Genomic DNA, 24,832 nt, shown 5'->3' with positions numbered 1-24,832 from the left:
AAGTACTTCGTTACCTTACCTAACTCTTGACGCTTTCTTGACACTTCCCGAGGCAAGATCGAACGCCCGTCCGCGTCGGTACCCGACTCCGCGTCAAGTCGCTCGGGACCCTGCGCCTATGGTTGCTCCAGCGCTCAGTCAAAAGCACAGCCCGCCCTGCCGCTCGCGTTAGGACAGCAAGGACAGCGATGCCCCCCAACACCACCGCCTCATCGGGTCATAAGCCCGGCAAGTCCGGCAGGAAAAAGGGGCGCAAAGCCCGTCTACTGGTGCTTGTTCTGGTAATGGCCATCATCGGGGGCATCGCCTACGGCGCGTACTGGTCCGTCAGCACGGTCCGCGCCTCCCTTCCGCAGACCACGGGCTCGATCACGCTCGAGGGCCTGTCGGGGCCCGTCGACGTCAAGCGTGACAGCTACGGCATCCCGCAGATCTACGCGTCCTCCGACGCGGACCTGTTCATGGCGCAGGGCTACGTCCAGGCGCAGGACAGGTTCTACGAGATGGACGTGCGCCGGCACATGACCGCCGGGCGGCTGTCCGAGATGTTCGGCAAGGACCAGGTCAAGGACGACGAGTTCCTGCGCACCCTGGGCTGGGACCGGGTGGCTCAGAAGGAGTACGACACCAAACTGTCGGCCTCCACGAAGAAGTACCTCCAGGCGTACGCCAAGGGAGTCAACGCCTACCTCCAGGGCAAGGACGGCAAGGACATCTCCCTGGAGTACGCGGCCCTCGGCTTCAAGAACAACTACAAGCCCCAGAAGTGGACCCCGGTCGACTCGGTCGCGTGGCTCAAGGCGATGGCCTGGGACCTGCGCGGCAACATGAAGGACGAGATCGACCGCGCCCTGATGACCAGCCGCCTGGGCCCCCAGCAGATCGCGGACCTGTACCCGGACTATCCGTACAGCCGCAACCAGGCGATCGTCACCGAGGGCGAGTACGACGAGTACACCAAGACCTTCGACGGCGGTGACAGCTCCTCCAGCACGTCCACGAGCGGTACGACGGGCTCGACGTCGTCCTCGTCCGGTTCGGCCCTCACGAGCCAGCTGGCGGGCCTCTCGAACGTCCTGGACGACCTCCCGACGGCCGTCGGCGTGAACGGCCAGGGCATCGGCTCCAACTCCTGGGTCGTCGCCGGGAAGAACACCATCACCGGCAAGCCCCTCCTGGCCAACGATCCACACCTGGAAGCCTCGCTGCCGTCCGTCTGGTACCAGATGGGCCTGCACTGCCGCGCGATCTCCAGCAAGTGCCAGTACGACGTCAGCGGCTACACCTTCGCGGGCATGCCCGGCGTCGTCATCGGCCACAACCAGGACATCGCCTGGGGCATGACCAACTCCGGGGTCGACGTCACCGACCTCTACCTGGAGAAGCTCTCCGGCGACGGCTACCTGGTCGACGGCACCACGAAGCCCTTCACGACCCGCACGGAGACCATCAAGGTCGCCGGCGGCGCGTCCAAGAAGATCGTCGTCCGGTCGACCGACAACGGACCGCTGCTCTCGGACCGCAACGACGAACTGGTGAAGGTCGGCAAGAAGGCCGCCGTCGACACCGCGGCCCCTGACAGAGGCGACGGCTACGGCATCTCCCTGCGCTGGACCGCCGAGGACCCGGGCACCACCATGGACGCCGTCTTCGCCATCGACAAGGCGTCCGACTGGAGCGAGTTCCGCTCGGCCTCCGCCAAGTTCGACGTGCCCTCGCAGAACCTCGTGTACGCCGACACCAAGAACAACATCGGCTACACGCTGCCCGGCAGGATCCCGATCCGCGGCAAGGGCGACGGCTCGCTGCCCGTGCCCGGCTGGGACTCCAAGTACGACTGGACCGGCTACATCCCACAGGCCGCCCTGCCGTACGAGTACAACCCGAAACGCGGCTACATCGTCACCGCCAACCAGGCCGTGATCGACAAGGACAAGTACCCGTACACGCTCACCACGGACTGGGGCTACGGCACCCGCAGTCAGCGCATCACCGATCTGATCCAGTCGAAGATCGACGGCGGCGGCAAGATCTCCACCGACGACATGCGGCAGATGCAGCTCGACGACAGCAGCGAGATCGCCAAGCTGCTCGTGCCCAAGCTGCTGAAGATCGACGAGCCCGACCCGGATGTGCGCGAGGCGCAGAAGCTCCTGGAGGGCTGGGACTACACCCAGGACGCCGACTCGGCGGCGGCCGCCTACTTCAACTCGGTCTGGCGCAACATCCTCAAGCTCGCCTTCGGCAACAAGCTGCCCAAGGAGCTGCGGGTCGAGGGCCAGTGCCTGTACGTCGCCCCGGTCGACACCACCGGTCCCGCCGACGAGGACAACCAGAAGGTGCGCGAGTGCGGCGAGCGTGACGCCGACGACGCCCAACCGGACGGCGGCGACCGCTGGTTCGAGGTCGTCCGCAAGCTGATGGACGACCCGAACAGCGACTGGTGGAAGACCCCCGCGTCGGGCAACCGTCCGTCGGCGAGCAACATGAACCAGCTGTTCAAGCGCGCCATGATCGACGCCCGCTGGGAGCTGACCGCCAAGCTCGGCAAGGACATCGACACCTGGAGCTGGGGCCGGCTGCACCGCCTGTTCCTGAAGAACCAGACCCTGGGCACCAGCGGCCCCGGCATCGTCCAGTACGTCCTCAACCGCGGCCCCTGGAAGCTCAGCGGCGGCGAGGCCACGGTCAACGCGACCGGCTGGAACGCGGCCGGCGGCTACGGAGTCGTCTGGGTGCCGTCGATGCGCATGGTGGTCAACCTCGACGACTTCGACAAGTCCAAGTGGATCAACCTCACCGGAGCCTCCGGGCACGCCTACAGCGCGCACTACACCGACCAGACCGGCAAGTGGGTCGACGGCGAGCTGCTGCCCTGGTCGTTCTCGTCCAAGGCGGTCGACGGCAGCACGAGCGACACCCTGGTGCTCAAACCGTGAGTCGTTGAACAACCGAACAAACTGAAATGGCCCTCCACACACGCGTGGAGGGCCGTTTCAGTTGCCCTTCAGTTCCCCGCGAACCGCCGCACACCCGCCGGCGTCACCACCGCCCGCACCGGCCGGTCGTGCGCTTCCGTAGGCATGTGCTCGACGACCTCGGAGTCGTACAGCAGCACCACCAGCGCGGGATGGACACCCGCCCGCTCCAGCCGCGCCAGCACGCGGTCGTACGACCCCCCGCCGCGCCCCAGGCGCATCCCGCGCCCGTCGACCGCCAGACCGGGCAGCAGGACGACGTCGGCGCCGCTCACGGCGTCCGGGCCGAGCCGCTCGCCGGAGGGCTCGAACAGGGCCATCTTTCCGCCGTGTTGGACCCGCGCGAGCGAGCCCTCGCCGTCGTAGACGCCCCAGTCCAGGTCGTTGTCCGGGAGCAGCGCGGGGAGCAGGACGTCGATGCCGCGCGCGCGGAGTGCGTCCAGGAGTACGGGGGTTCCGGGTTCGCTCCCTACGGAGACGTACGCCGCCACCGTGCGCGCGTGCGCCAACTCGGGCAGTTCCAGGGCACGCTGGGCGAGCGCGACGGCGGCCTCCCGTACGTCATCGGCCGTCAACCTGTTCCTCACCGAGAGGAACTCTCGTCGCAACATTCGCTTGTCAGGCTCAGGTTCATGTCCTAGGTGACGCACAGGTCCCACCCGTACCCTTCCTAATGTGCTCATATGAGAGCGTTTTAACCGGAGCCACAGATTCAGCACAAAGGCACCGGATAAGGTTCGGGCATGACTCAGTCGCACCCCAGGATCAGCAAGGCTGTCATCCCCGCAGCCGGTCTCGGCACCAGGTTCCTGCCGGCCACCAAGGCAACTCCCAAGGAGATGTTGCCGGTCGTGGACAAGCCCGCGATCCAGTACGTGGTCGAAGAGGCCGCGTCGGCTGGGCTCGACGACGTCCTCATGATCACCGGACGAAACAAGCGCCCCCTGGAGGACCACTTCGACCGCAACTACGAGCTCGAATCCGCCCTTCAGAAGAAGGGCGACGCGAGCCGGCTGGCCAAGGTCCAGGAGTCCAGCGACCTCGCCACCATGCACTACGTCCGCCAGGGCGACCCCAAGGGCCTCGGTCACGCGGTCCTGTGCGCGGCCCCGCACGTCGGCCACGAGCCCTTCGCCGTCCTCCTCGGGGATGACCTCATCGACCCCCGCGACCCCCTCCTCGCGCGCATGGTCGAGGTCCAGGAGCAGCACGGCGGCAGCGTCATCGCGCTCATGGAGGTCGCGCCCGAGCAGATCCACCTCTACGGATGCGCGGCCGTCGAGGCCACCGCGGACGACGACGTCGTCAAGGTGACCGGCCTGGTCGAGAAGCCGGACGCGGCCGACGCCCCGTCGAACTATGCGATCATCGGCCGCTACGTCCTCGACCCGCACATCTTCGACATACTGCGCAAGACCGAGCCCGGCCGCGGCGGCGAGATCCAACTCACCGACGCCCTCCAGCAGTTGGCCACCGACGAGAAGATCGGCGGCCCCGTGCACGGCGTCGTCTTCAAGGGCCGCCGCTATGACACCGGCGACCGGGGCGACTATCTGCGTGCCATTGTCAGACTCGCGTGCGAACGTGAAGACCTGGGCCCGGACTTCCGCGCCTGGCTTCGCAGTTACGTAGCCGAGGAGATGTAGCAACGTTGAGCACCGCCGCGAACCGCACCGCAGGGCCCGACCACCTCTGGACGGTGGACGAGCACCTGGAGGACATCCTCGCGACCGTCCGCCCCCTGGAACCCATCGAGCTGCAACTGCTCGACGCCCAGGGCTGCGTCCTGGTCGAGGACATCACGGTGCCGGTCTCGCTCCCGCCCTTCGACAACAGCTCGATGGACGGATACGCGGTGCGGGTCACGGACGTCGCGGGCGCCAGCGAGGAGTTCCCGGCCGTCCTGACGGTCGTCGGCGATGTCGCGGCGGGCCAGAGCGAGCCGCTCCACGTGGGCCCCGGTGAGACCGCCCGCATCATGACCGGCGCTCCGCTCCCGCCCGGCGCCGAGGCCGTCGTCCCCGTGGAGTGGACCGACGGAGGCCTCGGCGGCGGCCCGGTCACCGGCATGCGGGCCCGCAGCCAGGCCCCAGAGGGAGCCGGCGGGCACGTGCACGTGTACCGCTCGGCGGAGGCACGCGCGCACGTACGCGCGAAGGGCAGCGACGTGAAGGCCGGCGACCGCGCCCTGGACGCGGGCACCGTCCTCGGCCCGCCGCAGATCGCCCTGCTCGCCGCGATCGGCCGAGGCACGGTCCGCGTACGCCCGCGCCCGCGCGTGGTCGTCATGTCCACCGGCAGCGAACTCGTCCAGCCCGACGAGCAGTTGGCCGACGGCCAGATCTACGACTCGAACAGCTTCGCCCTCACCGCCGCCGCCCGCGACGCCGGAGCCATCGCCTACCGGGTCGGCGCCGTCGCCGACGACGCCGAGACCCTCCGCGACACCATCGAGGACCAACTCGTCCGCGCCGACCTCCTGGTCACCACCGGCGGCGTGAGCGTCGGGGCGTACGACGTCGTCAAGGAGGCGCTGTCCTCCGTAGGGGACGGGGACGAGGAGGGTGCCGGGATCGACTTCCGCAAGCTCGCCATGCAGCCCGGCAAACCCCAGGGCTTCGGCTCCATCGGCCCCGACCACATCCCGCTGCTGGCCCTCCCCGGCAACCCGGTGTCGTCGTACGTCTCCTTCGAGCTGTTCGTCCGCCCCGCGATCCGCGCCCTGATGGGCCTGGACGACGTGCACCGCCCGACGACCCGGGCCACCCTCACCACCGACAAGGCGCTGACCTCCCCGAAGGGCCGCAGACAGTTTCTGCGCGGGACGTACGCCGACGGAGAAGTCACCCCCGTAGGGGGCGCCGGATCGCACCTGGTCGCGGCCCTCGCGCTCGCCGACGCGCTGATCGTCGTCCCCGAGGACGTCGAGTCCGTGGAACCCGGCACCGAGGTCCAGGTGGTCCTGCTCGGCTGAGTACTCCAAGTTGGCGGTACCGTGTCGCGCACAACACGCCCGGACCGGGAGCGCCACACAGCATGACTGAGCCTTTCCGGGGGGAAACCCCTGGACCCCTTGCGCACAACCGACTGACGCACATCGACGACGCGGGCGCCGCCCGGATGGTCGACGTGTCCGGGAAGGACGTGACCGCGCGCACCGCCACCGCCAGCGGACGCGTCCTCGTCTCGCCCCGCGTGGTCGAACTGCTGCGCGGTGAGGGCGTCCCCAAGGGCGACGCCCTGGCCACCGCGCGCATCGCGGGGATCATGGGCGCCAAACGCACCCCGGACCTCATCCCGCTCTGCCACCCGTTGTCGGTGTCGGGTGTGAAACTGGATCTGTCGGTCGCGGACGACTCCGTACGGATCCGGGCCACCGTGAAGACGGCGGACCGCACGGGCGTCGAGATGGAGGCCCTCACCGCGGTCTCCGTCGCGGCGCTCACCGTGATCGACATGGTCAAGGCGGTCGACAAGGGAGCGGTCATCACGGACGTGCGCGTGGAGGAGAAGACGGGCGGCAAGTCGGGCGACTGGAGCCGGACATGACGCTCGACGATTCGGTCGGCGGTGCGCTGCTCGCGCCGTACAGCGCACTGGTGGTCACCGCCTCCAACCGCGCTGCCTCCGGGGTCTACGAGGACAAGGGCGGCCCCTTGATCGCGGACGGCCTCAAGGGCTTCGGCTTCGCTGTCGACGGGCCCCAGGTGGTCCCCGACGGCGACCCGGTCGAGGCCACGCTGCGGGCTGCCGTGGAAGCCGGTTACGACGCCGTCGTCACCACCGGCGGCACCGGCGTCTCGCCCACCGACCGCACCCCCGAAGCGACCCGCGCGGTGATCGACTACGAGGTGCCCGGCATCGCCGAGGCCATCCGGGCGTACGGCCGGGACAAGGTGCCGACTTCGGCGCTCTCCCGGGGCCTGGCCGGAGTCGCCCGGGGCACACTGATCGTCAACCTGCCGGGGTCCACCGGCGGGGTGAGGGACGGCCTCGCCGTCCTGGAGCCCCTGCTGGCGCACGCCGTGGACCAGATCCGAGGCGGCGATCACCCCAGACCCGCCGACACCAGTGGGGGTGCGAGCTGAACAGCCCATCCTGGCCCGCCGTGCTGGTGGACGGCGACATCGTCCTGAGGCCGATAAAGCTCCGCGACCAGCGGGCCTGGCGCGAGGTCAACCGGCGCAACCGGGACTGGCTGCGCCCCTGGGAGGCGACCATTCCGCCGCCCACCCCCAGCGGGCCGATCGCACACCGGCCGACGTACCGGCAGATGGTCCGGCATCTTCGTTCCGAGGCGAACTCGGGCCGGATGCTGCCGTTCGTCATCGAATACCAGGGGCGTCTGGTCGGGCAGTTGACGGTCGCCGGGATCACCTGGGGCTCGATGTGCTCGGGCCACATCGGCTACTGGGTGGACGAATCGGTGGCAGGGCGCGGAGTGATGCCGACGTCCCTGGCGCTCGTCGTGGACCACTGTTTCCGGGCCGTGGGACTGCATCGCATCGAGGTCTGCATTCGCCCGGAGAACGGCCCGAGCCGTCGGGTCGTCGAGAAACTCGGATTCCGTGAGGAGGGCCTCAGGCCCCGTTATCTCCACATCGACGGCGCCTGGCGCGACCACCTCGTCTTCGCGCTCACCGCGGAAGAGGTGCCCGAGGGGTTGCTGGCCCGCTGGCAGCGGGCACGCTCCCGGAGCACCCCGCACGACAATCCCGCATAGCGGCAAGCCCGTTGGACCCGAAGCCCAGAAATGGAATAAGTGTTCGAAAGTGATCGACGAATGACCGTCTCGGGGCAATGAATTCGCCAACCGAGCGGCCTGTTGATCGCATCCATCACAAAAAAAGCTCGAAATATCAGCCAGATCGTGCGACACACCGGCTCAATTGGCAGATGGCCTCACGCAAACCCCTCTACCGTGTGAGGCGTGAGCAGCAGCGGCCTCATCTACGCAGTCATTGTCGGGGCCTGGGCCGCCTACTTGGTGCCGATGTGGCTCCGTAGGCAGGACGAGCTGAACGAGGCCCGTCCGACGGAACGCTTCAGCACCGCCATCCGGCTGCTGTCCGGACGGGCGGGGATGGAGCGCCGGTACGCCAAGGACCTGCGGGCGCGCTCCACCGAGGAGGGGGAGTCCAGCGCCGTAGTGCCGGACGCCGTCACCGATTCGGTGGACGTCCGGGCCTTCGCCATGCCCCCTGTCCGTCCCCAGGTGCACGCGCCCGTCCGGCAGCAGAATCAGGAGCGCCCGGAAGCGGCGCGCGAACCGGAACGTGGGGCGGCGCGCGAACCCGAGCGTGAGCCGGTCCGTGAACCGGCGCGTGAGCAGGCGTCAAAACCGGTACCCCAGCAAGCCCCCGCCGCGGCCCAGGCGCCCAAGTCCGCCAAGTCCGCACCCGCGTCCGCGCCTGCGCGCAAGCGCGCGCCGGTCGCTCGGCGTTCGCCCGCCGAGGAGGCCGCGGCAGCGCGCGCCCGGCGCGTGAAGGTGCTCGCGCGCCGTAGACGTACCACCGTGATGCTCTTCCTCGCCTTCACGCTCGGCGCGATCGTCGCGGCGGTCGGCGGGCTCGCCCTGCTCTGGGCGCCCGGCGTACCGGCGGTCCTGCTCAGCGGATACATCGCCTACCTGCGCTCCCAGGAACGCCGCCGCTTCGCCTACCAGATGGACCGGCGCCAGGCCGAGGTCGCCGCGCAGCGGCTGCGCGAGCGTCAGCCGCGCAGGCGCGCGTCCGTGGACGCCCGGATCGACGACACCGACGAGGGCTCGGAACCGGCGACGGACCCCGGGCTGTCCGCGCTCGCCGCCGACCGCCGCGCCCTCGTCGAGCAGACCGACCACGCCGAGTGGGTCGACCAGCAGCGCGAGCGGCAGCGCCGACCCGGCCAGGGTGACAGCTGGGACCCGGTACCGGTACCGCTGCCGACGTACGTCACCGCGCCGGTCGCACCGCGCGCCACGTCCGACGTGGACCTCGGGGCACCGGACGCGTGGAGCTCGGCCCGCTCCAGTTCCGTAGCACCGGAGCAGGAGGCGCAGTCCACCGCGCGGGACGACCGCGACGGACGGGACGCCATGGACGACCGTGACGCCCGCGACGCTCGGGACGAGGATGCGGAGGACTCGTCGGAGGACAAAGCGACGCCGGACGGCCGCACCGACGCCCGCCGCGCCGCGTCCGCCCGCCGGGCCCGAGAGCGGGGCCGTACCCCCCTGTTCGACCAGTACGAGGACGGCGAACGGCCCCGCGCGGCCAACGAGTGACCAGGCAAGGAACGGATTTCCAAGCACCCTGACGGGGATGCTAGAGTTTCACTCGTTGCAAGGGCCTGTGGCGCAGTCTGGTAGCGCACCTCGTTCGCATCGAGGGGGTCTGGGGTTCAAATCCCCACAGGTCCACCGCACGACTGTTCTTGAGTTAGCTCGGGAGTAGTTGACGAGATCCCGTCCGATCTGTTGATCGGGCGGGATCTTTGCATGTGCTGGACCTGTTCGAGGCGGTGTCCGGACGTGGCGATGGCTGTGGGCGCGTGGATGCTCTCGGCGCGCTGCTGAGGTGTCAGTTTGCTGTGGCGTCCGGGGGCCGGCGGGGCGGGGGCAGTCCGGTTGCGATGACCGGCGGTGGCGTGAGCCCGTTCGGTGTCGTGGAGTCTGCGGGGACGGCGTTGGAGGAAGTCTCCGTCGTGGTCTGGTCCCAGGTGAGCAGGATGCCCAGGTTGATGGTGAGGATCATCAAGGCGAGGAGGATGGTCTGGGCGACGCGGCCGTGGGCGAGTCGCTGGCGGGGGTCGGCGATATCGATGCCGTGGCTCTTGGCCCTGCCGTTCAACCCCTCAATGTTGGCTCGGCCGGGGCGGTAGGCGTCCTGCCAGGCCGGGTGGAGGTAGTGCCGGTCCTGCCGGTACTTGTCGATCTTCCCGAGGTCGCCGGGGCGGACGGTGATGGTGGGCTTCTGGCAGATCTTCGGCAGATGGTCCGCTGGCGGTGGCCGCAGCCGTTCGGTCCGGGGAATGGGAACGGGCGGCTTGGCCGCTGTGTGGGCGGCGGTGGCCTGCCGAAGGTATCGGCGTCTTGAAGGGCCTCGCCTACGGCGCTTGGGTCGGGGTCTTCGCCCTTGTCCTGTGCGTTGTAGAACCGAGTGAGGGCGCTGAGTGCGTCGATGTCAGCGTGGAAGTGGGAGGTACTCCCGTAGTCGCCCTCCTCTTCAAGTTGCGCGATGCATGTCTCGGCCCGCTTCGCGTTGGTGCGCAGGACGTCGAGGAGTTGGAAGTACGGGTGATCGCGCCGCCATCGTTCAGGGCTGACGCGGTTGAAAGCGACTGCCAAGGTGATGACCTCCTCGGCGACTCCGCCGAGGGCAGTGCTTTCCTTTCTTGTTCCTGACGACCTGGGGGAGCGGGTTACCCAGCTGCTGCCGCCTGCTCCCGAGCGGCGCCGCCGCTGTCCGGGGCGGTTGGGTATTCCCGACCGGGCGGCGCTCGCCGGCGTGCTGTATGTACTGCCGCAGAGAGCCGGTGCTGACTCGCTCCACTGTCGAACCGGCCCGGTGCACGTCGGCTGCGGCGTCTCAGGCAGGTCAGGTCAGGCCGGCCTCGATGGCGCGACGGACGGCGTCGGCTCGGTCGTGGATCCCCGCTTTGGCGAACAGATTGTTGATGTGGGTCTTGACTGTGGCCTCGCTGATGAAGAGCTTCTCCGCGATGCCCCGGTTGGGCAGGCCCTGGCCGATGAGGGTGAGTACGTCGCGTTCGCGGGGTGTGAGGTCCTCGGGCAGGGCCTGTCCCGGCACCGGCGCCTTGGTCCTGACGGTGGCGAGCAGCCGGTCCTGGACTTCGCGGTCGAGCACGGACTGACCGGCGGCAGCGGCCCGGATCGCCCGGGTGATGTCCTGGCGTCCCGCGTTCTTGGTCAGGTAACCACGGGCTCCTGCGCTCAGCGCGCCCAGGATCGAGTCGTCGTCGGCGAAGGTGGTCAGCACGACCACCGCCACCTCCGGGTACTCCTCGCCCAGCCGACGGGTTGCCTCGATCCCGTCCATCACGGGCATGCGCAGGTCCATCAGCACGACGTCCACAGGCCCGGCGGCAACAGCCGTCAGCACCTCGCTTCCGTCCGCGGCGGCCGCGACGACGTCGATGTCCTCGGACAGCCCGAGCACTGCGGCGAGCGGCTCCCGAACGGCGGCCTGATCGTCGGCGACGACCACCCTCAACCGCTGCGGCTTCTCGGTCGGTTCACTCATCCCGGGATCACTGCCTCCACCTGCCAGCCGCCCTGATCCGGTCCCTCGGTGACCGGGCCCGCGGTGACGGTTCCGCCCAGCAGAGCGACGCGTTCGCGCATTCCGATCAACCCCATCCCGCTACCGACGCCCGCGGTCACCTCACGGGTGGCGGGGCGGTTGCAGATCCTCAGTGTGGTCGAGGAGGCGGCGAACGTCAGCTCCACGCCGGCATCTCCCCCGGGAGCGTGCCGAGCGGCGTTGGTCAGCGCCTCCTGGGCGATCCGCAGCAGATTCTGGGTCACTTCGACCGGCACCTCACGGACGGTCCCGGTGACGGTGAGAACGCCACGGTGACCCGACGATTCGAGCATCGCGGCCAGGCTCTCCAGCAGCGGCAGCGAGTCCTCGCGCAGCGCGTGCACGGTCCACTGAGCCTGTTTCAGGCTCTCTTTGACCAGGCCGTGGGCCTTGTTGTTGGCCTCCCGGACCTTCTCCAGGTCACCGGTGTCGATCAGTGCATCGGCCAGCTCCAACTGCATGTTGATCCCGGCCAGCGAGTGCGCCAGAACGTCGTGCACGTCCCGTGCGATCCGACTGCGCTCGGTCAGCACGGCGGTCTGGGCCTCGGCCCGGGCGGCGCGTTCGGCCGACTCGGCTGCCGCGATCGCCGCCAGTACGGCCCGGCGTTGACTGCGGTTGACGATGCCGACCAGGACCGGGGCGCCGGTGGCGAGACCGAGTGCCCAGGGCAACAGGAGGTGCCCCGGCCCGAGGTGGAGGTACAGGACACCGCCGCAGAGCAGACTGCAGATCCCCGCGAGAACGAGGGCCGGCTTGGTCTCGAGCCGGTATCCGATGTGACCGGCGAGGAAGAAGGCGAAAAGGTAAGTCGTTCCGCTGCGGCCGGCGCCGATCAGAGCGGCCGCCGCGACGACGCCGAGGGACAGCCAGACGAGAGCGAGATGCTGGGGAACCTTGCTCTCGGGCAGGCGCCGGGCCAGCAGCGCCGCAGAGTTGATCACGAAGAGGACAGCGACGGTCAGACCCCGGTCGCTGAAACCCATGGGCCGGATCGTCAGGATTCCGACGACGATGACCGCGAGGGTCAGCACCCACTGCACACGCGGGTCCTGTCCGGGAACCGGCCGCGAGCCCGCCCCTTGGGCCGCGGTCTTCCCATGGGGCGGGGCGCTCTCGGTTGCGAACACGGGCAGAACATAACTCACGGTCAGGCCGTACGGTCGAGGGCGGGCACGGGGTGGGTCACCGTCCGGGTCCGGCTTCGTATGAAGATCGTCGCCAGCCGCGTGACCACCTCAGTGAGTGCCATCAACACGAACGCCGCTACCCAGGCATCCTCGCTGGTGATGTGGTGAGTGATGCTGAACCGGGCGACGTCGTCGGCGCCACCACCGTGCTCGGTCCACATCTGGAAACCCATCCGCGCCCCCATGCCCACTACCCACAGGATCGCCGACACCGCACCGGCCTTGATCAGGACGTGCTCGCCAACGGTCCGGAGCCGGGTGTAGATGCCGCCGGCGACGCCGAGCGCAGCACCCACGCTCATCAGGACCCCGATCAGCAGCAGGTCGTTGCCCGCGGTAGGAACGCTGTCCAGGTACGAGTAGGCCACGAAGGTCACGATCCCCAGCGGGATCAGGAAGGACTTGAGGTCGAGTCGGCCTTCCCGCAACTGCCGGAAGACGACGAGGATGAGGGCGATGTCGGTGATCCACTCGGTCGTTGTCATGCCCTCAAGACTGCTGCGATGTGGCTCACAGCACCTGGACCCATGGGTGGAAACGGGGGTGGAGATCAACCGCTCCCCGATGTCCACCCCACCTGCCGGGCGACGCCACACCAAGGAAAACGCCGGCAGCGTGATTGCTGCGCGCTGTGTTGCCCCGCGCTGGCGTACCGGTGATCAGTCTGTGCGGCTGGCCGCAGGGCTGGTCGGGACCTTGAGGATGGCCGGCGGTGTGGTGCCGAGGCCGACGGTGAGGTCCACGCGGTGGAGTGGGGGCCGGGCGGGTCGATGTCGTGCGGGGACAGAAAGTCGCCGATTCAGTTCAGGCCGATGAGGACGGCGTCGAGGTTCTCCGCCATCCACGAGCCGGCCGCGTGGAGGAGGTCGGATTCCTCGGAGGCGGTGAACGTGATGACGTGGACGTTGTTCTCACGGGTCTTGGTCTCGACGGGGCCGTGGTACGTCTTGTAGTCGTGGGGAGGCTGCGGGCGTCCGATCCGGGTGACGTTCTGCTCGGCGTCGCTCATACGTCTGTCTTTCCGTCGAGTACCTGCCGGGTGAGCCGTTCCATCAGCTCTGGGTCGGTGCCGCTGCCGGGGCCGGTGATGCGGGCGCGGACCTGCCGCCGGGGGCCGATGACCTGTGCTTCGTCGGAAGCGTCGGCCTCCTCGGCTTCGGCCAGGGCCCGGTAGAGCGAGGCGACCGAGGGGCGCTTGCCCACGTTCTTGCCGGTCTTGATGGTGAGCTTCTTCGCGATCTCCGGGACGGGGACGCCCTTGTCCTTCAGCGCGACGGCGAAGGTGAGGGAGTCGTCGTCGATGACCTTGGGGCGTCCGCCGTGGTTGTCCTTGCTCGCCGCGGTGACCTGGCCCTCCAGGGTCTTCTCGCGGATGTAGTTGCGGTCGAGTTGGGCGTCGACGGCGAGGACGGCGAAGAATATGGGGCCCATGCCCTTGGGGTCGTAGATGCCGGGGAGGGGCCGGTGAGGAGTTCGAGCTGGACGCCGGCGGTCTGGAGCTGGGTGGACAGGGTCATCAGCTCGGCCGCGTTACGCGCGAGGCGCTTCAGCTCGTGGACGGTGAGGATGACCTCCTGGTCGGGGGCGGCCTCCTTGATGTCGTACGCGAGCTTGAGCGCTTCCTCCAGCTCGGGCCGCACCTTGACGCGGGTGCTGATCTTCTCGGAGAAGACGCGCTTGCACTGCGCGAGGGCGAGGGCATCGAGTTGGGACTGGAGTTCCTGCTGGGCGGTCGAGCACCGGGCGCACCCGATCCGGATCGGCTTCGCGGCCGGCGCGACGGGTGCCGCCCCGACCGGCGGTCCCGGCTTCCACGCCTGGCCGGGTCCGCGGTCCTCGGGGATGCGGACGTCGAGTTCTTCGCGGAGCGCGGGGACGAGGATGAAGCGCGGGGTGTGGTACTTCGTCGCGGTCTTCCCGCCGCGGGTGAGGCACGGACTCCCGGCCGGGGCTTCACGCTTCGGACAGTCGTTTCGTTCTCCCGCATTTGCTGCTTGATCGGGCGACAGGTCCACCCCGGAAGTCCGTCAGAACTATTTGGCAGAACGACGAGGTTCTGAGAGGTTTTCTGCACATGGCGACCTGCGGAAACGTGATCGCCCGGAGGGTGTTCTCAGAACTCTCGCATCCGGTCATTTGTGAGAGGTGCCCAGCGCCGGCGTGACTGCGATTGACGGCACCATGGAGCTGGCGTGCGCCCCGTCGCCCCACTCCGCAGCCTGCGCCTGGATGGCCGGTCGGACGGCTCCGTGGAGCTGTTGTTCCGGCCGTCGGGTGTTCCGCGTGCGGGCACTCTGCGGGCTCAGGGCTCGTGGTGGCTCAGCCTGCGTCCGTCGTAGGTGCCGCGGCGCTTGCCGGTCGGCGATCTGGTCCCGCAGTGAATTTCAGTCCTCGCCCCGGGCCGGGGTGCCGCCGGCGGCGACGGCGTCGAATTGAGTGGTCAGGTCACCGGTCAAGCGGGTGAGCAGACGGATGAGCTCGGTGCGGTCGTGGTCGGGCCACTGGGCGAGCGCCGCGGTGAACCAGCCGTTGACGATGGCCGTGTACTGCTGGACGATCCGCTGCCCGGACGGGGTAAGGGCGATCAGGCGGGCCCTTTGGTCTTCGGGGTCGGGGACGCGCTTGATGATCGACCGCTTTTCCAGGCTGTTGAGGTGGCGGGTGACGTGGGGTCCGACGACCTGCATGCGGGTGGCGATCTCGCCGACCCGCAGCGGGCGTTCGGCGGCGTCCAGGATGACCAGGATCGTCATGGCGGGCCGGTCCAGTGCCACTCCTGCTTCCTGGACGGCCTGCTCGTAGAGCTGCCCACGGTTGAGCAGGGTCCGCAGCTGGAGCAGGTGCGGCAGCAGCCCGGTCGCCTTCTCGCTGAGAGGATCCATGTCTATGCTCCCTTGATAGATACCTAACGTAGGTATATTGTCTCTTCCGGAAGCCGACCTCGCAGGAGATCGGGCCATCGTCAAACATGATACCTAAGGTAGGTAATCAACGCCATGAACGAGCCCACTCCCACCACCGCGAACCCGACCACGACCGACGTCCTGATCATCGGCGCCGGTCCCACCGGCCTGACCCTGGCCTGCGACCTGGCCCGACGCGGCATCAGCTTCCTCCTCCTGGAACGCTCCACCACGCCCAGCAACGCCTCCCGCGCCAAGACCATCCAGCCCCGCACCATGGAGGTCGCCGACGACCTCGGCGTGGCCGGGCGCGTCCTGACCCAGGGCCGGGTGAACGTCCCCACCCGCCGCTACGACCGCGAGCAGGTGGTCTCCGAGGCGGTGGAGCTCGCCGGAGGCGCGCACACCACGGACGCCCCCTACCCGCCGGTCTGGCTCTCCCAGCCGCGCTTCGAGCAGATTCTGCGCGACCGCCTGGCCGAACTGGGCGGAGTCATCCACTGGGGGAGCGAGGTCACCGACCTCCAGCAGGACGACGACGGCGTCGCCGCCACCGTCACCGCCGGGCCCGACGCGGGCAGCCGCACCGTGCGCGCCCGCTACGCCGTCGGCGCCGACGGCGGACGCAGCACCGTCCGCGCGCTGGCCGGCATCGACATGCACGGCGTCTCCCTGACCGACCAGCGCTGGCACCTGGGCGACGTCCGCGTCACCGGCCTGTCCCGCCACTGCCAGCACCTGTGGACCAGCAAGGAAGACGGCCTGCTGTCGCTGTTCCCGCTGCCCGGCACCGACCTGTGGCAGTTCCAGGCGTCCATCCCCGCCGACCAGGCCGAGCCCGAGGAGCCGTCGCTGGAGCTGTTCCGCCGCATCTTTGCCGAGCGCGCCACAGTCCCGGGCGTGGTCATCCAGGACGTCGCTTGGCTCTCCCTCTACCGGATCAACGTGGTCCTGGCCGACCGCTACCGCTCCGGGCGGATCCTCCTGGCCGGCGACGCCGGCCACATCCACTCCCCGGCCGGCGGCCAGGGCATGAACACCGGCATCCAGGACGCCTACAACCTCGGCTGGAAGCTCGCCGCCCTCCTCGACGGCGCCGACCCGGCCCTGCTCGACACCTACGAGCACGAGCGCCGCCCCGTCGCCCGCAACGTCCTGGACGACAGCACCACCCGCCTGGGCAACGTGATGCGCACGGCAGCCGCCGGCGACGGCCCCTCCGCCCAGCAGGGACTCACCGACGACCGCACCACAGGCCTGGGCATCGCCTACACCGACAGCCCTCTCACCCACGGCCCCGGCGCGGGGGTCCGCGCCCCCGACGCGCCCTGCCGCGACGCCGACACCGGCAGCCCCACCCGCCTGTTCGACCTGCTGCGCGGCCCCCAGTGGACCCTGCTCTCCTTCGGGAGCCACGCCGTCCAGCAGACCCCCGACGGCCCGCGCACCATCCGGGTGACCACCGACCTGACCGCCACCGGCGCCAACACCGTCATCGACACCGACGACCTCGCCCACCACGCCTACCAGGTCACCGGCGACGAACTCGTCCTCATCCGCCCCGACGGCTACATCGCCACCCGCCGCCCCGCCGACGACCTGGCCGCCGTCCTCGCCCTGGCCGCCACCAACGGCCTGTGACCCGCTGAATCGGACACACGGCGGACAGCACCGAAAGCCGGCGATCCTCCGCACCATCGTCGGATGATCCGGTGTGCCGCAGCCGGCCCGGGCAGGGATCTGCCCGGGCCGGCTGCGGCACACCGCCACGCGCTGGGCGCCGGACCCCCAGAAAATGTCCTAGGAGTTGAGGCCGCCGTCGATGGTGATGGTGGTGCCGGTGATGTGGCGTCCGCCTTCTCCGGCGAGGTGGGCGATCATCGCGGCGATGTCGTCGGGGCGGCCGTAGCGGCCCAGCGGGGTGAGGTCGCGCATGCGGTGGGCCTGGGGGCCGTCAGCGGGGTTGGCGTCGGTGTCGGTGGGGCCGGGCTGGACCAGCACGGTGTTGATGCCGCGGGGGCCCAGCTCGCGGGCCAGTCCGCGGGTGAGTCCGTGGAGCGCGGACTTGCTGGAGGCGTAGAGCGCCATCCCGGGGAAGGGAGTGTAGTCGGCGACATTGCTGCCGAGGATGATGATCCGCCCTCCCTCGGGGAGGTACCGCAGCGCCTCCTGGACGGTGAGGAAGACCGCGCGGACATTGAGGGCGAAGGTCCGGTCGATGTCGTCGACGCTGAGCTTCTCGATGGTGCCGGGGATCATGACGGCGGCGCTGTTGACGAGGATGTCGAGTCGTCCGAGGCGTGCGGCGGCGTCGTCGACCGCGTCGCGTATCTGGGCGGGGTCGGTGCTGTCCGCCTGGAGAGCAACGGCGGTGCGGCCCAGCTCCCTCACCTGCTCGGCCAGGGCTTCGGCCCGGTGGTGGGAGGAGGTGAAGGTGAAGGCGACGTCCGCGCCCTCACGGGCGAGTCGCAGCACGGTCGCGGCGCCGATGCCCCGGCTGCCGCCGGTCACGAGTGCCGCTTTGCCGGTCAGGGGGTTCATGAGGGCGTCTTCCCGTAGACATCACTTGCTTAGGCAATTGATACTCGGAGTCACTTGTGTAGTCAAACGATGGCGGGCAGGGTGAGGCCCATGCGCGATACCGACATGCTCACCCCGCAGGAAACGCAGCTGCTGCACGAACTGGGCCGCCTCGTCCACGCCCTTCCTCGGCTGCTGGAAGACGACATGAACCGGGCCGGGGACCTGACGATGACGGAATTCGCCGTCCTCCTGCGGCTCAGCGAAGCACCCGAGCAGCGCCTGCGCATGGCCGAACTCGCCGGCCTCATGGGCCTGACCCCGAGCCGGATCACCCGGGTCGTCGACAGTCTGCGGACCCGGGACCTGGTGGCCAAGAACCGTGACCCCGACAACTTCCGCGGCATCATTACCACCCTCACCACCACCGGACTCACAGCCATGAACGAAGCACACCCCCACCACCGCGCGAGTGTGCGACGACGCGTCCTCGATCACCTCCAGGCCGACGACCTGTCCGGCCTCACCGCCGCTATCCGTGGAATCAACGCCGCCCTGGCATAAGACAGCACCACCCCGACAGAGCGCCGACCCACCGTGCAGCAGCTCCTCCGCGCCCGAAGGGACGCACCCCGGCAGGACCGGCCGGAACCGCTGAAGAGGGATCAGGAGAGAGCTCAGTGAGGCTGACCCGCTGACACTTCTCGTGGCAAAGCGGATCTCACCGCGTTCGAGGAAGCATTGCGGAGGACCCTGCGCGAGGTCGACGCGTTCCATCTGCGGTTCGGTGGCGTCCTGGCTCCAGGCATCATGTGATCGTCGACCAGCACGGCACTCCGCCGGCCGTCTCCGTGACCGGGGGAAATCGGCACGACGTCACGCGGCTGATCCCGTTACTGGAAGCGATCCCACGTATCCGGGGACTGCGCGGTCGCCCCCGCAATCGGCCCAAACGGCTGTACGCCGACCGCGGCTACGACTTCGACAAGTACCGCCGCCTGTTGTGGGCGCGCGGGATCAAGCCCGTCATCGCCAGCAAAGGGAGCCGCAAGGGAAGTCCCAAGGGAAGCCCCAAGGGAAGTCCTAAGAAGAGCCGCAAGCCCTCACAGCACCTTCGCGAAGCACCGACTGTCCTCGTGGAAGCGGTAGTACCCGAACTTCACGCAGGGCTCGTAGCCGCTGGACGTGTAGAGGGCGATGGCCTCCGGCTGCTTGGTGCCGGTTTCCAGGACCATGCGGGTGCGGCCGGCCGCGCGGGCGTTCTCCTCCAGGGCGGCCAGCATGCGGCGGGCCAGGCCCAGGCCGCGGGCCTGTTCGATCACGTACATGCGCTTGAGCTCGGCGTCGCCGTCCTCGTTGCCCTCGCCGTTGGCGTCCTGGGAGCGCCAGCCGCCGGTGGCGACGGGGTCGTCGTTGGCGTCGTACGCGATCAGGTAGATGCCGTTCGGGGGTTCGAAGTCCGTCGGGTCCAGGGTCGTGGCGTCGCCGCCGTCGCCGTAGCGGACGTGGTACTCCGCCTGGACCTGGTCGTTCAGCTTGACGGCGTCGGGGTGGTCGAACGGGACGGTACGTATGTTCATGCCGAGTGTCACACTTCTACGCTTTGTGGGGATCCGGACTCCGTCCAGTGTGCCGGTATCGTGCCGGAGTGCTCACTGTGACCTCAGTAAATGTCAACGGACTGCGGGCCGCCGCGAAGAAGGGCTTCGTGGAGTGGCTCGCCGGGACCTCCGCCGATGTGCTCTGTCTGCAGGAGGTGCGGGCCGAGCCGGAGCAGCTGCCGGAGCACGTCCGCACCCCCGAGGGCTGGCATGTCGTGCACGCCCCGGCCGCCGCCAAGGGCCGCGCCGGCGTCTCCCTCTACACCCGCCGCGAACCGGACCGCGTCCAGATCGGCTTCGGCTCGGCCGAGTTCGACGGGAGCGGCCGGTACGTCGAGGCCGACCTCCCCGGCGTCACCGTCGCGAGCCTGTACCTGCCCTCCGGCGAGGTCGGCACCGAGCGGCAGGACGAGAAGGTGCGCTTCATGGGCGAGTTCCTCGTCCATCTGAAGGAGCTGCGCGCGCGGGCCGCCGCCGACGGGCGCGAGGTCGTCGTCTGCGGCGACTGGAACATCGCCCACCAGCCCGCCGACCTCAAGAACTGGCGCGCCAACCAGAAGAGCTCCGGCTTCCTGCCCGAGGAGAGGGAGTGGCTCGGCAGCGTCCTCGACGCCGAGGGTGGTGGGTACGTGGATGTCGTCCGCGCGCTTCATCCTGACGTCGAGGGGCCCTACTCCTGGTGGTCCTACCGCGGGCGGGCGTTCGACAACGACAGCGGATGGCGCATCGACTATCACGTCTCCACGCCCGGGCTCGCCGCCAAGGCGGTCAAGGGGTACGTCGAGCGCGCGGCCACGCATGACGAGCGCTGGTCGGACCACGCGCCCGTGACGGTGGTCTACGACCTCTGAGGTCCCTGACCGTCGCCTTGCTGTAGCCGCCGGTCCATCGCCATCGACAGTTCCGCCTCTACGACGCTCTTCGCCAGCGGTCGTAGGCGTTGCAGGTCCGCTGTCGTGCGGCCGCCCTGTGCCAGCACCATGTCCGTGAAGAGTTCCGCGAGGGCGTCCGCGTGTGCGCGGACGCGGCGGCCCGCGCTGAGGACGTCGGCGAGGGGGATGCCCTCGCGGACCAGCGCGGCCGTGACGTCGAGGAGGCGGCGGCTGATGTGGACGATCTCGCCGCCGTCGGTGCCCAGGTAGCCGAGTTCGAGCGAGGCGGCGAAGTTCTCCGGGGTGGCCTGGTCGCCGAAGTAGTCGGCGAGGGCCTCCGGGGTGAGCCGGACCGGCGTCTCCTCGGTCGGCGCGCCCAGCCCCAGCAGCTCGCCGACGTTGCGGCCGTGGTCGAAGGCCTCCGCCAGTTCCGCGATGCCGTTGAGGGTGTGGCCGCGCTCCAGCAGCGCGGAGATCGTGCGCAGGCGGGCCAGGTGGGTCTCGTCGTACCAGGCGATACGGCCCTCCCGGCGCGGCGGGTGGATGAGTTTGCGCTCGCGGTAGAAGCGCAGGGTGCGCACCGTGATGCCGGCCTCCTCGGCCAACTCCTCCATGCGGTACTCGCGCTTCTCCGCCGGTTCCGCCCGTTCTGCCTTCTCCGCCACGCCCGCACTTTACGTCGTACCGTCGGTAACTTTCGTCGTCCCGCCCCCTACCCATGAGTACGAAGCTGCCCTACGCTCCGATTGCGCCAGTGTTCACTGGCGCGGTTTTGTGGTCGTAGGGAAGGACACGGGATGACCGAACGCGAGCATGTGCGGGTGGCGGTGATCGGGTCCGGGTTCGGTGGGCTGGGGGCCGCGGTGCGGTTGCGGCGCGAGGGGGTCACCGACTTCGTCGTCCTGGAGCGCGCCGACAGCGTGGGCGGGACCTGGCGGGACAACAGCTATCCCGGCTGCGCCTGCGACGTACCGTCGCATCTGTACTCGTTCTCCTTCGCGCCGAACGCCGACTGGCCGCGCACCTTCTCCGGGCAGGAGCACATCCGCGCCTACCTGGAGAACGTCGCCGACGTCTTCCGGCTCCGGCCGCACATCCGCTTCAACTCCGAGGTCAAGATGATGACTTGGGACGCGGAGCGGCTGCGCTGGGACATCGAGACCACCGGCGGTTCCTACTCCGCCGACCTCGTCGTCTCCGCCACCGGGCCGCTCTCCGACCCCAAGATCCCGGACATCCCGGGGCTCGACTCCTTCCCCGGCAAGGTCTTCCACTCGGCCCGCTGGGACCACGACTACGACCTGCGCGGCAAACGCGTCGCCATGGTCGGCACCGGCGCCTCCGCGATCCAGATCGTGCCGGCGATCCAGCCCGACGTGCGGCGCCTCACCCTCTTCCAGCGCACCCCGCCCTGGGTGATGCCCCGCGTCGACCGCCCCATCAGCGGCGCCGAACGCGCCGTGCACCGCGCGCTGCCGTTCACCACCCAGGCGCGGCGCGGACTCCTGTGGGGGCTGCGGGAGTTGCAGGTCCAGGCGTTCACCAAGCGGCCCAACGAGCTGGGAATGGTCGAGCAGTTGGCCAAGCGGAACATGGCCCGCTCCATCAAGGACCCGGCCCTGCGCGCCCGGCTCACCCCCGACTACCGCATCGGCTGCAAGCGCATCCTGCTCTCCAGCACCTACTACCCGGCCCTCGCCCGGCCCAATGTCGACGTCGTGGCAAGCGGGTTGAGCGAGATCCGCGGGTCGACCGTCGTCGCCGCCGACGGCAGTACGGCCGAGGTCGACGCGATCGTCTTCGGTACGGGCTTCCACGTCACGGACATGCCGATCGCCGACCGGGTCGTCGGCGCGGACGGGCGGACGCTGGCCGAGGCGTGGCAGGGCGGGATGCAGGCCCTGCGCGGTGCCTCCGCGGCCGGGTTCCCCAACTGGATGACCATCATCGGACCCAACACGGGCCTCGGGAACTCCTCCATGATCCTCATGATCGAGTCCCAGTTGAACTATCTCGCCGACTACGTACGGCAGTTGGACGTCCTGGGTGGCCGCGTCGCCCTCGACGCCCGGCCGAGCGCGGTGAGCGCGTGGAACCGGCGCGTGCAGGAACGGATGAAGCGCACGGTGTGGAACACCGGCGGCTGCACGAGCTGGTACACGGACGCCTCCGGCCTCAACACCACCATCTGGCCCGGCACCACGGCCGAATTCCGCAAGGCCACAAGACGAGTTGACCTCACGGAGTACGAGGTCGTACGGGTTTCTGCCGACAAGAAGGCGGAGACAGCTACGGAGACCGTAACGGAGACGGAGGTGGCCAGCGCGTGAGTCGTCTCATGCACGTTTCCTCCGGGCCCTACGCCCCGCCCGTCCCCGCCCGCGAGCTCACCGTCACCTCGGCCGACGGCTCCCGGCTGCACGTCGAGGTGCACGGACCCGAGGACGCGCCCGCCGTCGTCCTGTCGCACGGCTGGTCCTGCTCCACGGCCTTCTGGGCCGCGCAGGTACGGGAGTTGGCAGCCGATCACCGCGTCATCGTCTACGACCAGCGGGGTCACGGGCGCAGTCCGGTGGCCGTCGCGCACAGTACCGACGCGCTCGCCGACGACCTGGAAGCCGTACTGGAGGAGACGCTCGCGCCCGGGGAGAAGGTGGTGATCGCGGGGCACTCCATGGGCGGGATGACCGTGCTGGCGGCTGCCGGGCGGACGCGGTTCCGGGAGCACGCGGTGGCCGTTCTGCTGTGCAGTACGGGGAGTTCGCGGCTGGTCGACGAGTCGCTCGTGGTGCCGTTGCGGGCCGGGCGGATGCGGACCCGGCTGACCCGGAAGATACTGGGGACGCGGGCACCGCTCGGGCCGGTCACGCCGGTCGCGCGGCGGATCCTCAAGTACGGGACGATGGGCCCCGGTTCGGCCCCGCACATGGTCGAGGCGTGCGCGCGGATCGTGCACGCGTGCCCTGCGCCGGTGCGGTACGCGTGGTCGCGGGTGCTTGATTCGCTCGATCTCGACGGCGGCGTACGGGAGTTGGCGGTGCCGACGGCCGTCCTCGTCGGTACGGCGGACCGGATGACGCCGCCGGTGCATGCGCGGGCGCTGGTCGCCGCGTTGCCCAACTGCATCGGGATCACCGAACTTCCCGGGCTCGGTCATATGACGCCTGTCGAGGCGCCGGAGTTGGTCAGCGCGAAGATTCGTGAACTGGCCGCGACGTACGTGCAGTTGAGTCAGGGCGATCAGGTCAAGGAGGGCGCATGAGCAGCAGGGTGGGTCTGGAGGGTCAGGTCGCGGTCGTGACCGGGGCCGCGCGGGGTGTCGGCGAGCTCCTCGCCCGCAAACTCTCCGCGCGCGGGGCCAAGTTGGCGCTGGTCGGGCTGGAACCGGATGCGCTGAAGCAGGTCTCCGAGCGGCTGCACACCGACAGCGATCACTGGTACGCCGATGTCACCGATCACGAGGCGATGGCTCGGGTGGCGGGTGAGGTCAAGGAGCGGTTCGGGAAGGTCGACATCGTCGTCGCCAACGCGGGTGTCGCGAGTGGTGGGCCTTTTCTCGACTCCGATCCGGTCGCCTGGCGGCGGGTGATCGAGGTCAATCTGATCGGGTCCGCGGTGACCGCGCGGGCGTTTCTGCCGGTGCTGATGGAGAGCCGGGGGTATCTGCTGCAGATCGCCTCGCTGGCCGCGATCACTCCGGCGCCGATGATGACCGCGTACTGCGCGTCCAAGGCCGGGGTCGAGGCGTATGCGCACAGTCTGCGGGCCGAGGTCGGTTACAAGGGGGTGCGGGTCGGGGTCGGGTATCTGTCGTGGACCGACACGGACATGGTGCGGGGGGCTGATCAGGACGCGGTCATGCGGGAGTTGAGGGAGCGGTTGCCCTGGCCGTCCAACAAGACGTATCCGCTGGGGCCGGCTGTGGACCGGATCGTTGCCGGGATCGAGCGGCGGTCGAGTCATGTGTACGGGCAGTGGTGGTTGCGGGGGATGCAGGGGGTGCGGGGGTATCTGCCGGGGGTCATCGGGGCGGTGGGGCAGCGGGAGATGCGGCGGTTCGGGTCTCGGTTGGAGGGGATGCGGTCGGGGCTTGTGGGGGCGGGTGGGGCGGCGGACGAAGCGGCGCGGGCTGCGGCACGGGCCGCGGTGCGTGTCACGGAGGGTGACTGATCGAAATGCGGGGTTTGTCCTGGCGTGTGAATCTGGTCGAGGCCCCAGCAAGGGGCCCACAAGTCCCCCCCCTCAGTACGGGAGTGAACCCACATGGGTATGAAGGACCAGTTCCAGGACAAGGCCAAGGACCTCGCGGACAAGGCCAAGGACCGTATGGACCAGGGCAAGGACCAGGCGCGGGACCGGGGTCAGCAGCGGGACGAGGACGTTGAGCGTCAGGGGCAGGGGCAGGGGCAGGGTGCGCGGGAGCGTATGGACCAGGAGATGGACCAGGACTACGACGTGTAGTTGA

The 24,832-nt window shown here is 69.3% G+C and carries 25 protein-coding genes, 1 tRNA gene and 2 pseudogenes; 16 read left to right on the top strand and 12 right to left on the bottom strand.

The annotated features are described in order from the left end of the window. The first annotated feature begins 188 nt into the window (after positions 1–188). A complete protein-coding gene (locus tag OG588_RS20540; protein ID WP_405948563.1) occupies positions 189–2,939 on the top strand; it encodes a penicillin acylase family protein in 2,751 nt (916 codons plus the stop codon). A gap of 68 nt (positions 2,940–3,007) precedes the next feature. On the opposite strand, the gene OG588_RS20535 is transcribed toward OG588_RS20540, so the two are convergent. Next, entirely contained in the window at positions 3,008–3,589 is a 582-nt protein-coding gene (locus OG588_RS20535) for a 5-formyltetrahydrofolate cyclo-ligase (protein ID WP_405948562.1), read from the bottom strand. Positions 3,590–3,721: 132 nt separating this feature from the next. Between OG588_RS20535 and galU the strand changes: the two genes are divergently transcribed. The 7 genes from galU to OG588_RS20500 all read left to right on the top strand — a co-directional run bounded on the left by galU (position 3,722) and on the right by OG588_RS20500 (position 9,378). Beyond that, the gene (gene galU / locus OG588_RS20530; RefSeq protein ID WP_026150493.1) at positions 3,722–4,624 is read left to right on the top strand and encodes a UTP--glucose-1-phosphate uridylyltransferase GalU; all 903 of its coding nucleotides are present in this window, start codon (positions 3,722–3,724) and stop codon (positions 4,622–4,624) included. A gap of 5 nt (positions 4,625–4,629) precedes the next feature. Further along, complete coding sequence (gene glp / locus OG588_RS20525) at positions 4,630–5,952, top strand: gephyrin-like molybdotransferase Glp (protein ID WP_405948561.1); 1,323 nt, start codon at positions 4,630–4,632, stop codon at positions 5,950–5,952. Between the two features lie 62 nt (positions 5,953–6,014). Beyond that, positions 6,015–6,527, top strand: coding sequence for a cyclic pyranopterin monophosphate synthase MoaC (moaC, locus tag OG588_RS20520; protein ID WP_405948560.1), 513 nt, complete (start codon positions 6,015–6,017; stop codon positions 6,525–6,527). Further along, the gene (locus tag OG588_RS20515) at positions 6,524–7,066 is read left to right on the top strand and encodes a molybdenum cofactor biosynthesis protein B (RefSeq protein ID WP_405948559.1); all 543 of its coding nucleotides are present in this window, start codon (positions 6,524–6,526) and stop codon (positions 7,064–7,066) included. Before moaC ends, OG588_RS20515 begins: the two co-directional genes overlap by 4 nt. A 20-nt stretch (positions 7,067–7,086) precedes the next feature. Continuing rightward, positions 7,087–7,701: a GNAT family N-acetyltransferase gene (locus tag OG588_RS20510; protein ID WP_405948558.1), complete on the top strand. Its 615-nt coding sequence runs from the start codon at positions 7,087–7,089 to the stop codon at positions 7,699–7,701. Positions 7,702–7,908: 207 nt separating this feature from the next. After that, on the top strand, positions 7,909–9,243 hold the full coding sequence (glpR, locus tag OG588_RS20505) for a gephyrin-like molybdotransferase receptor GlpR (protein ID WP_405948557.1): 1,335 nt from the start codon (positions 7,909–7,911) through the stop codon (positions 9,241–9,243). A 61-nt stretch (positions 9,244–9,304) separates the two neighbouring features. Beyond that, positions 9,305–9,378, top strand: a tRNA-Ala gene (locus OG588_RS20500). A 160-nt stretch (positions 9,379–9,538) separates the two neighbouring features. Here the strand turns inward: OG588_RS20500 and OG588_RS20495 are convergent. From OG588_RS20495 to OG588_RS20460, 8 genes and pseudogenes are all read right to left on the bottom strand, one after another. Continuing rightward, positions 9,539–9,808: a hypothetical protein gene (locus OG588_RS20495; protein ID WP_405948556.1), complete on the bottom strand. Its 270-nt coding sequence runs from the start codon at positions 9,806–9,808 to the stop codon at positions 9,539–9,541. 747 nt (positions 9,809–10,555) lie between these two features. Beyond that, positions 10,556–11,221 (bottom strand): response regulator, encoded by a 666-nt coding sequence (locus OG588_RS20490; protein ID WP_405948555.1) that lies wholly within the window; start codon positions 11,219–11,221, stop codon positions 10,556–10,558. After that, positions 11,218–12,429 (bottom strand): sensor histidine kinase, encoded by a 1,212-nt coding sequence (locus tag OG588_RS20485; protein ID WP_405948554.1) that lies wholly within the window; start codon positions 12,427–12,429, stop codon positions 11,218–11,220. The genes OG588_RS20490 and OG588_RS20485 overlap by 4 nt, the downstream gene beginning before the upstream one ends. Positions 12,430–12,431: 2 nt before the next feature. Next, positions 12,432–12,956, bottom strand: coding sequence for a hypothetical protein (locus tag OG588_RS20480; protein ID WP_405948553.1), 525 nt, complete (start codon positions 12,954–12,956; stop codon positions 12,432–12,434). Between the two features lie 314 nt (positions 12,957–13,270). Beyond that, the gene (locus OG588_RS20475) at positions 13,271–13,480 is read right to left on the bottom strand and encodes a hypothetical protein (protein WP_405948552.1); all 210 of its coding nucleotides are present in this window, start codon (positions 13,478–13,480) and stop codon (positions 13,271–13,273) included. Next, a complete protein-coding gene (locus OG588_RS20470; RefSeq protein ID WP_405948551.1) occupies positions 13,477–13,902 on the bottom strand; it encodes a hypothetical protein in 426 nt (141 codons plus the stop codon). Before OG588_RS20470 ends, OG588_RS20475 begins: the two co-directional genes overlap by 4 nt. Positions 13,903–13,988: 86 nt before the next feature. Next, positions 13,989–14,486 (bottom strand): annotated as a pseudogene (locus OG588_RS20465) (recombinase family protein); the annotation flags it as partial. 369 nt (positions 14,487–14,855) lie between these two features. Continuing rightward, on the bottom strand, positions 14,856–15,353 hold the full coding sequence (locus OG588_RS20460; RefSeq protein ID WP_366093527.1) for a MarR family transcriptional regulator: 498 nt from the start codon (positions 15,351–15,353) through the stop codon (positions 14,856–14,858). Positions 15,354–15,467: 114 nt separating this feature from the next. Between OG588_RS20460 and OG588_RS20455 the strand changes: the two genes are divergently transcribed. Beyond that, positions 15,468–17,015, top strand: coding sequence for an FAD-dependent oxidoreductase (locus tag OG588_RS20455; RefSeq protein ID WP_405948550.1), 1,548 nt, complete (start codon positions 15,468–15,470; stop codon positions 17,013–17,015). Between the two features lie 159 nt (positions 17,016–17,174). Here OG588_RS20455 and OG588_RS20450 read toward each other — a convergent pair whose 3' ends face one another. Continuing rightward, entirely contained in the window at positions 17,175–17,915 is a 741-nt protein-coding gene (locus OG588_RS20450) for an SDR family NAD(P)-dependent oxidoreductase (RefSeq protein ID WP_405948549.1), read from the bottom strand. 90 nt (positions 17,916–18,005) lie between these two features. On the opposite strand from OG588_RS20450, the gene OG588_RS20445 reads away from it, so the two are divergent. Both OG588_RS20445 and OG588_RS20440 read left to right on the top strand, forming a co-directional pair. Continuing rightward, the gene (locus OG588_RS20445; protein ID WP_366097156.1) at positions 18,006–18,458 is read left to right on the top strand and encodes a MarR family transcriptional regulator; all 453 of its coding nucleotides are present in this window, start codon (positions 18,006–18,008) and stop codon (positions 18,456–18,458) included. A gap of 209 nt (positions 18,459–18,667) precedes the next feature. Beyond that, positions 18,668–18,973: pseudogene (locus tag OG588_RS20440) on the top strand (transposase); the annotation flags it as partial. 24 nt (positions 18,974–18,997) lie between these two features. Here OG588_RS20440 and OG588_RS20435 read toward each other — a convergent pair. Then, positions 18,998–19,474, bottom strand: a complete 477-nt coding sequence (locus OG588_RS20435; RefSeq protein WP_405948548.1) for a GNAT family N-acetyltransferase — start codon at positions 19,472–19,474, stop codon at positions 18,998–19,000. 68 nt (positions 19,475–19,542) lie between these two features. Between OG588_RS20435 and OG588_RS20430 the strand changes: the two genes are divergently transcribed. Next, positions 19,543–20,346 carry an exodeoxyribonuclease III gene (locus tag OG588_RS20430; protein ID WP_405948547.1) on the top strand — a complete coding sequence of 268 codons (804 nt, stop codon included), beginning with the start codon at positions 19,543–19,545 and terminating at the stop codon, positions 20,344–20,346. On the opposite strand, the gene OG588_RS20425 is transcribed toward OG588_RS20430, so the two are convergent. Continuing rightward, a complete protein-coding gene (locus OG588_RS20425) occupies positions 20,334–20,981 on the bottom strand; it encodes a MerR family transcriptional regulator (RefSeq protein WP_405953172.1) in 648 nt (215 codons plus the stop codon). The genes OG588_RS20430 and OG588_RS20425 overlap by 13 nt on opposite strands. Positions 20,982–21,164: 183 nt before the next feature. Between OG588_RS20425 and OG588_RS20420 the strand changes: the two genes are divergently transcribed. From OG588_RS20420 to OG588_RS20405, 4 genes are all read left to right on the top strand, one after another. Continuing rightward, positions 21,165–22,697 carry a flavin-containing monooxygenase gene (locus OG588_RS20420; RefSeq protein ID WP_405948546.1) on the top strand — a complete coding sequence of 511 codons (1,533 nt, stop codon included), beginning with the start codon at positions 21,165–21,167 and terminating at the stop codon, positions 22,695–22,697. Further along, a complete protein-coding gene (locus OG588_RS20415; RefSeq protein ID WP_405948545.1) occupies positions 22,694–23,629 on the top strand; it encodes an alpha/beta fold hydrolase in 936 nt (311 codons plus the stop codon). Before OG588_RS20420 ends, OG588_RS20415 begins: the two co-directional genes overlap by 4 nt. After that, a complete protein-coding gene (locus tag OG588_RS20410) occupies positions 23,626–24,537 on the top strand; it encodes an SDR family oxidoreductase (protein ID WP_405948544.1) in 912 nt (303 codons plus the stop codon). Before OG588_RS20415 ends, OG588_RS20410 begins: the two co-directional genes overlap by 4 nt. Positions 24,538–24,630: 93 nt before the next feature. Next, on the top strand, positions 24,631–24,828 hold the full coding sequence (locus tag OG588_RS20405) for a hypothetical protein (RefSeq protein WP_266857980.1): 198 nt from the start codon (positions 24,631–24,633) through the stop codon (positions 24,826–24,828). Positions 24,829–24,832 lie beyond the last annotated feature (4 nt).

It is taken from the genome of Streptomyces prunicolor (assembly GCF_045162825.1).
GTDB lineage: Bacteria > Actinomycetota > Actinomycetes > Streptomycetales > Streptomycetaceae > Streptomyces > Streptomyces prunicolor.
The sequence above is the reverse complement of the archived record's forward strand: the minus strand, read 5'-3'. Positions and strand labels throughout refer to the sequence as shown.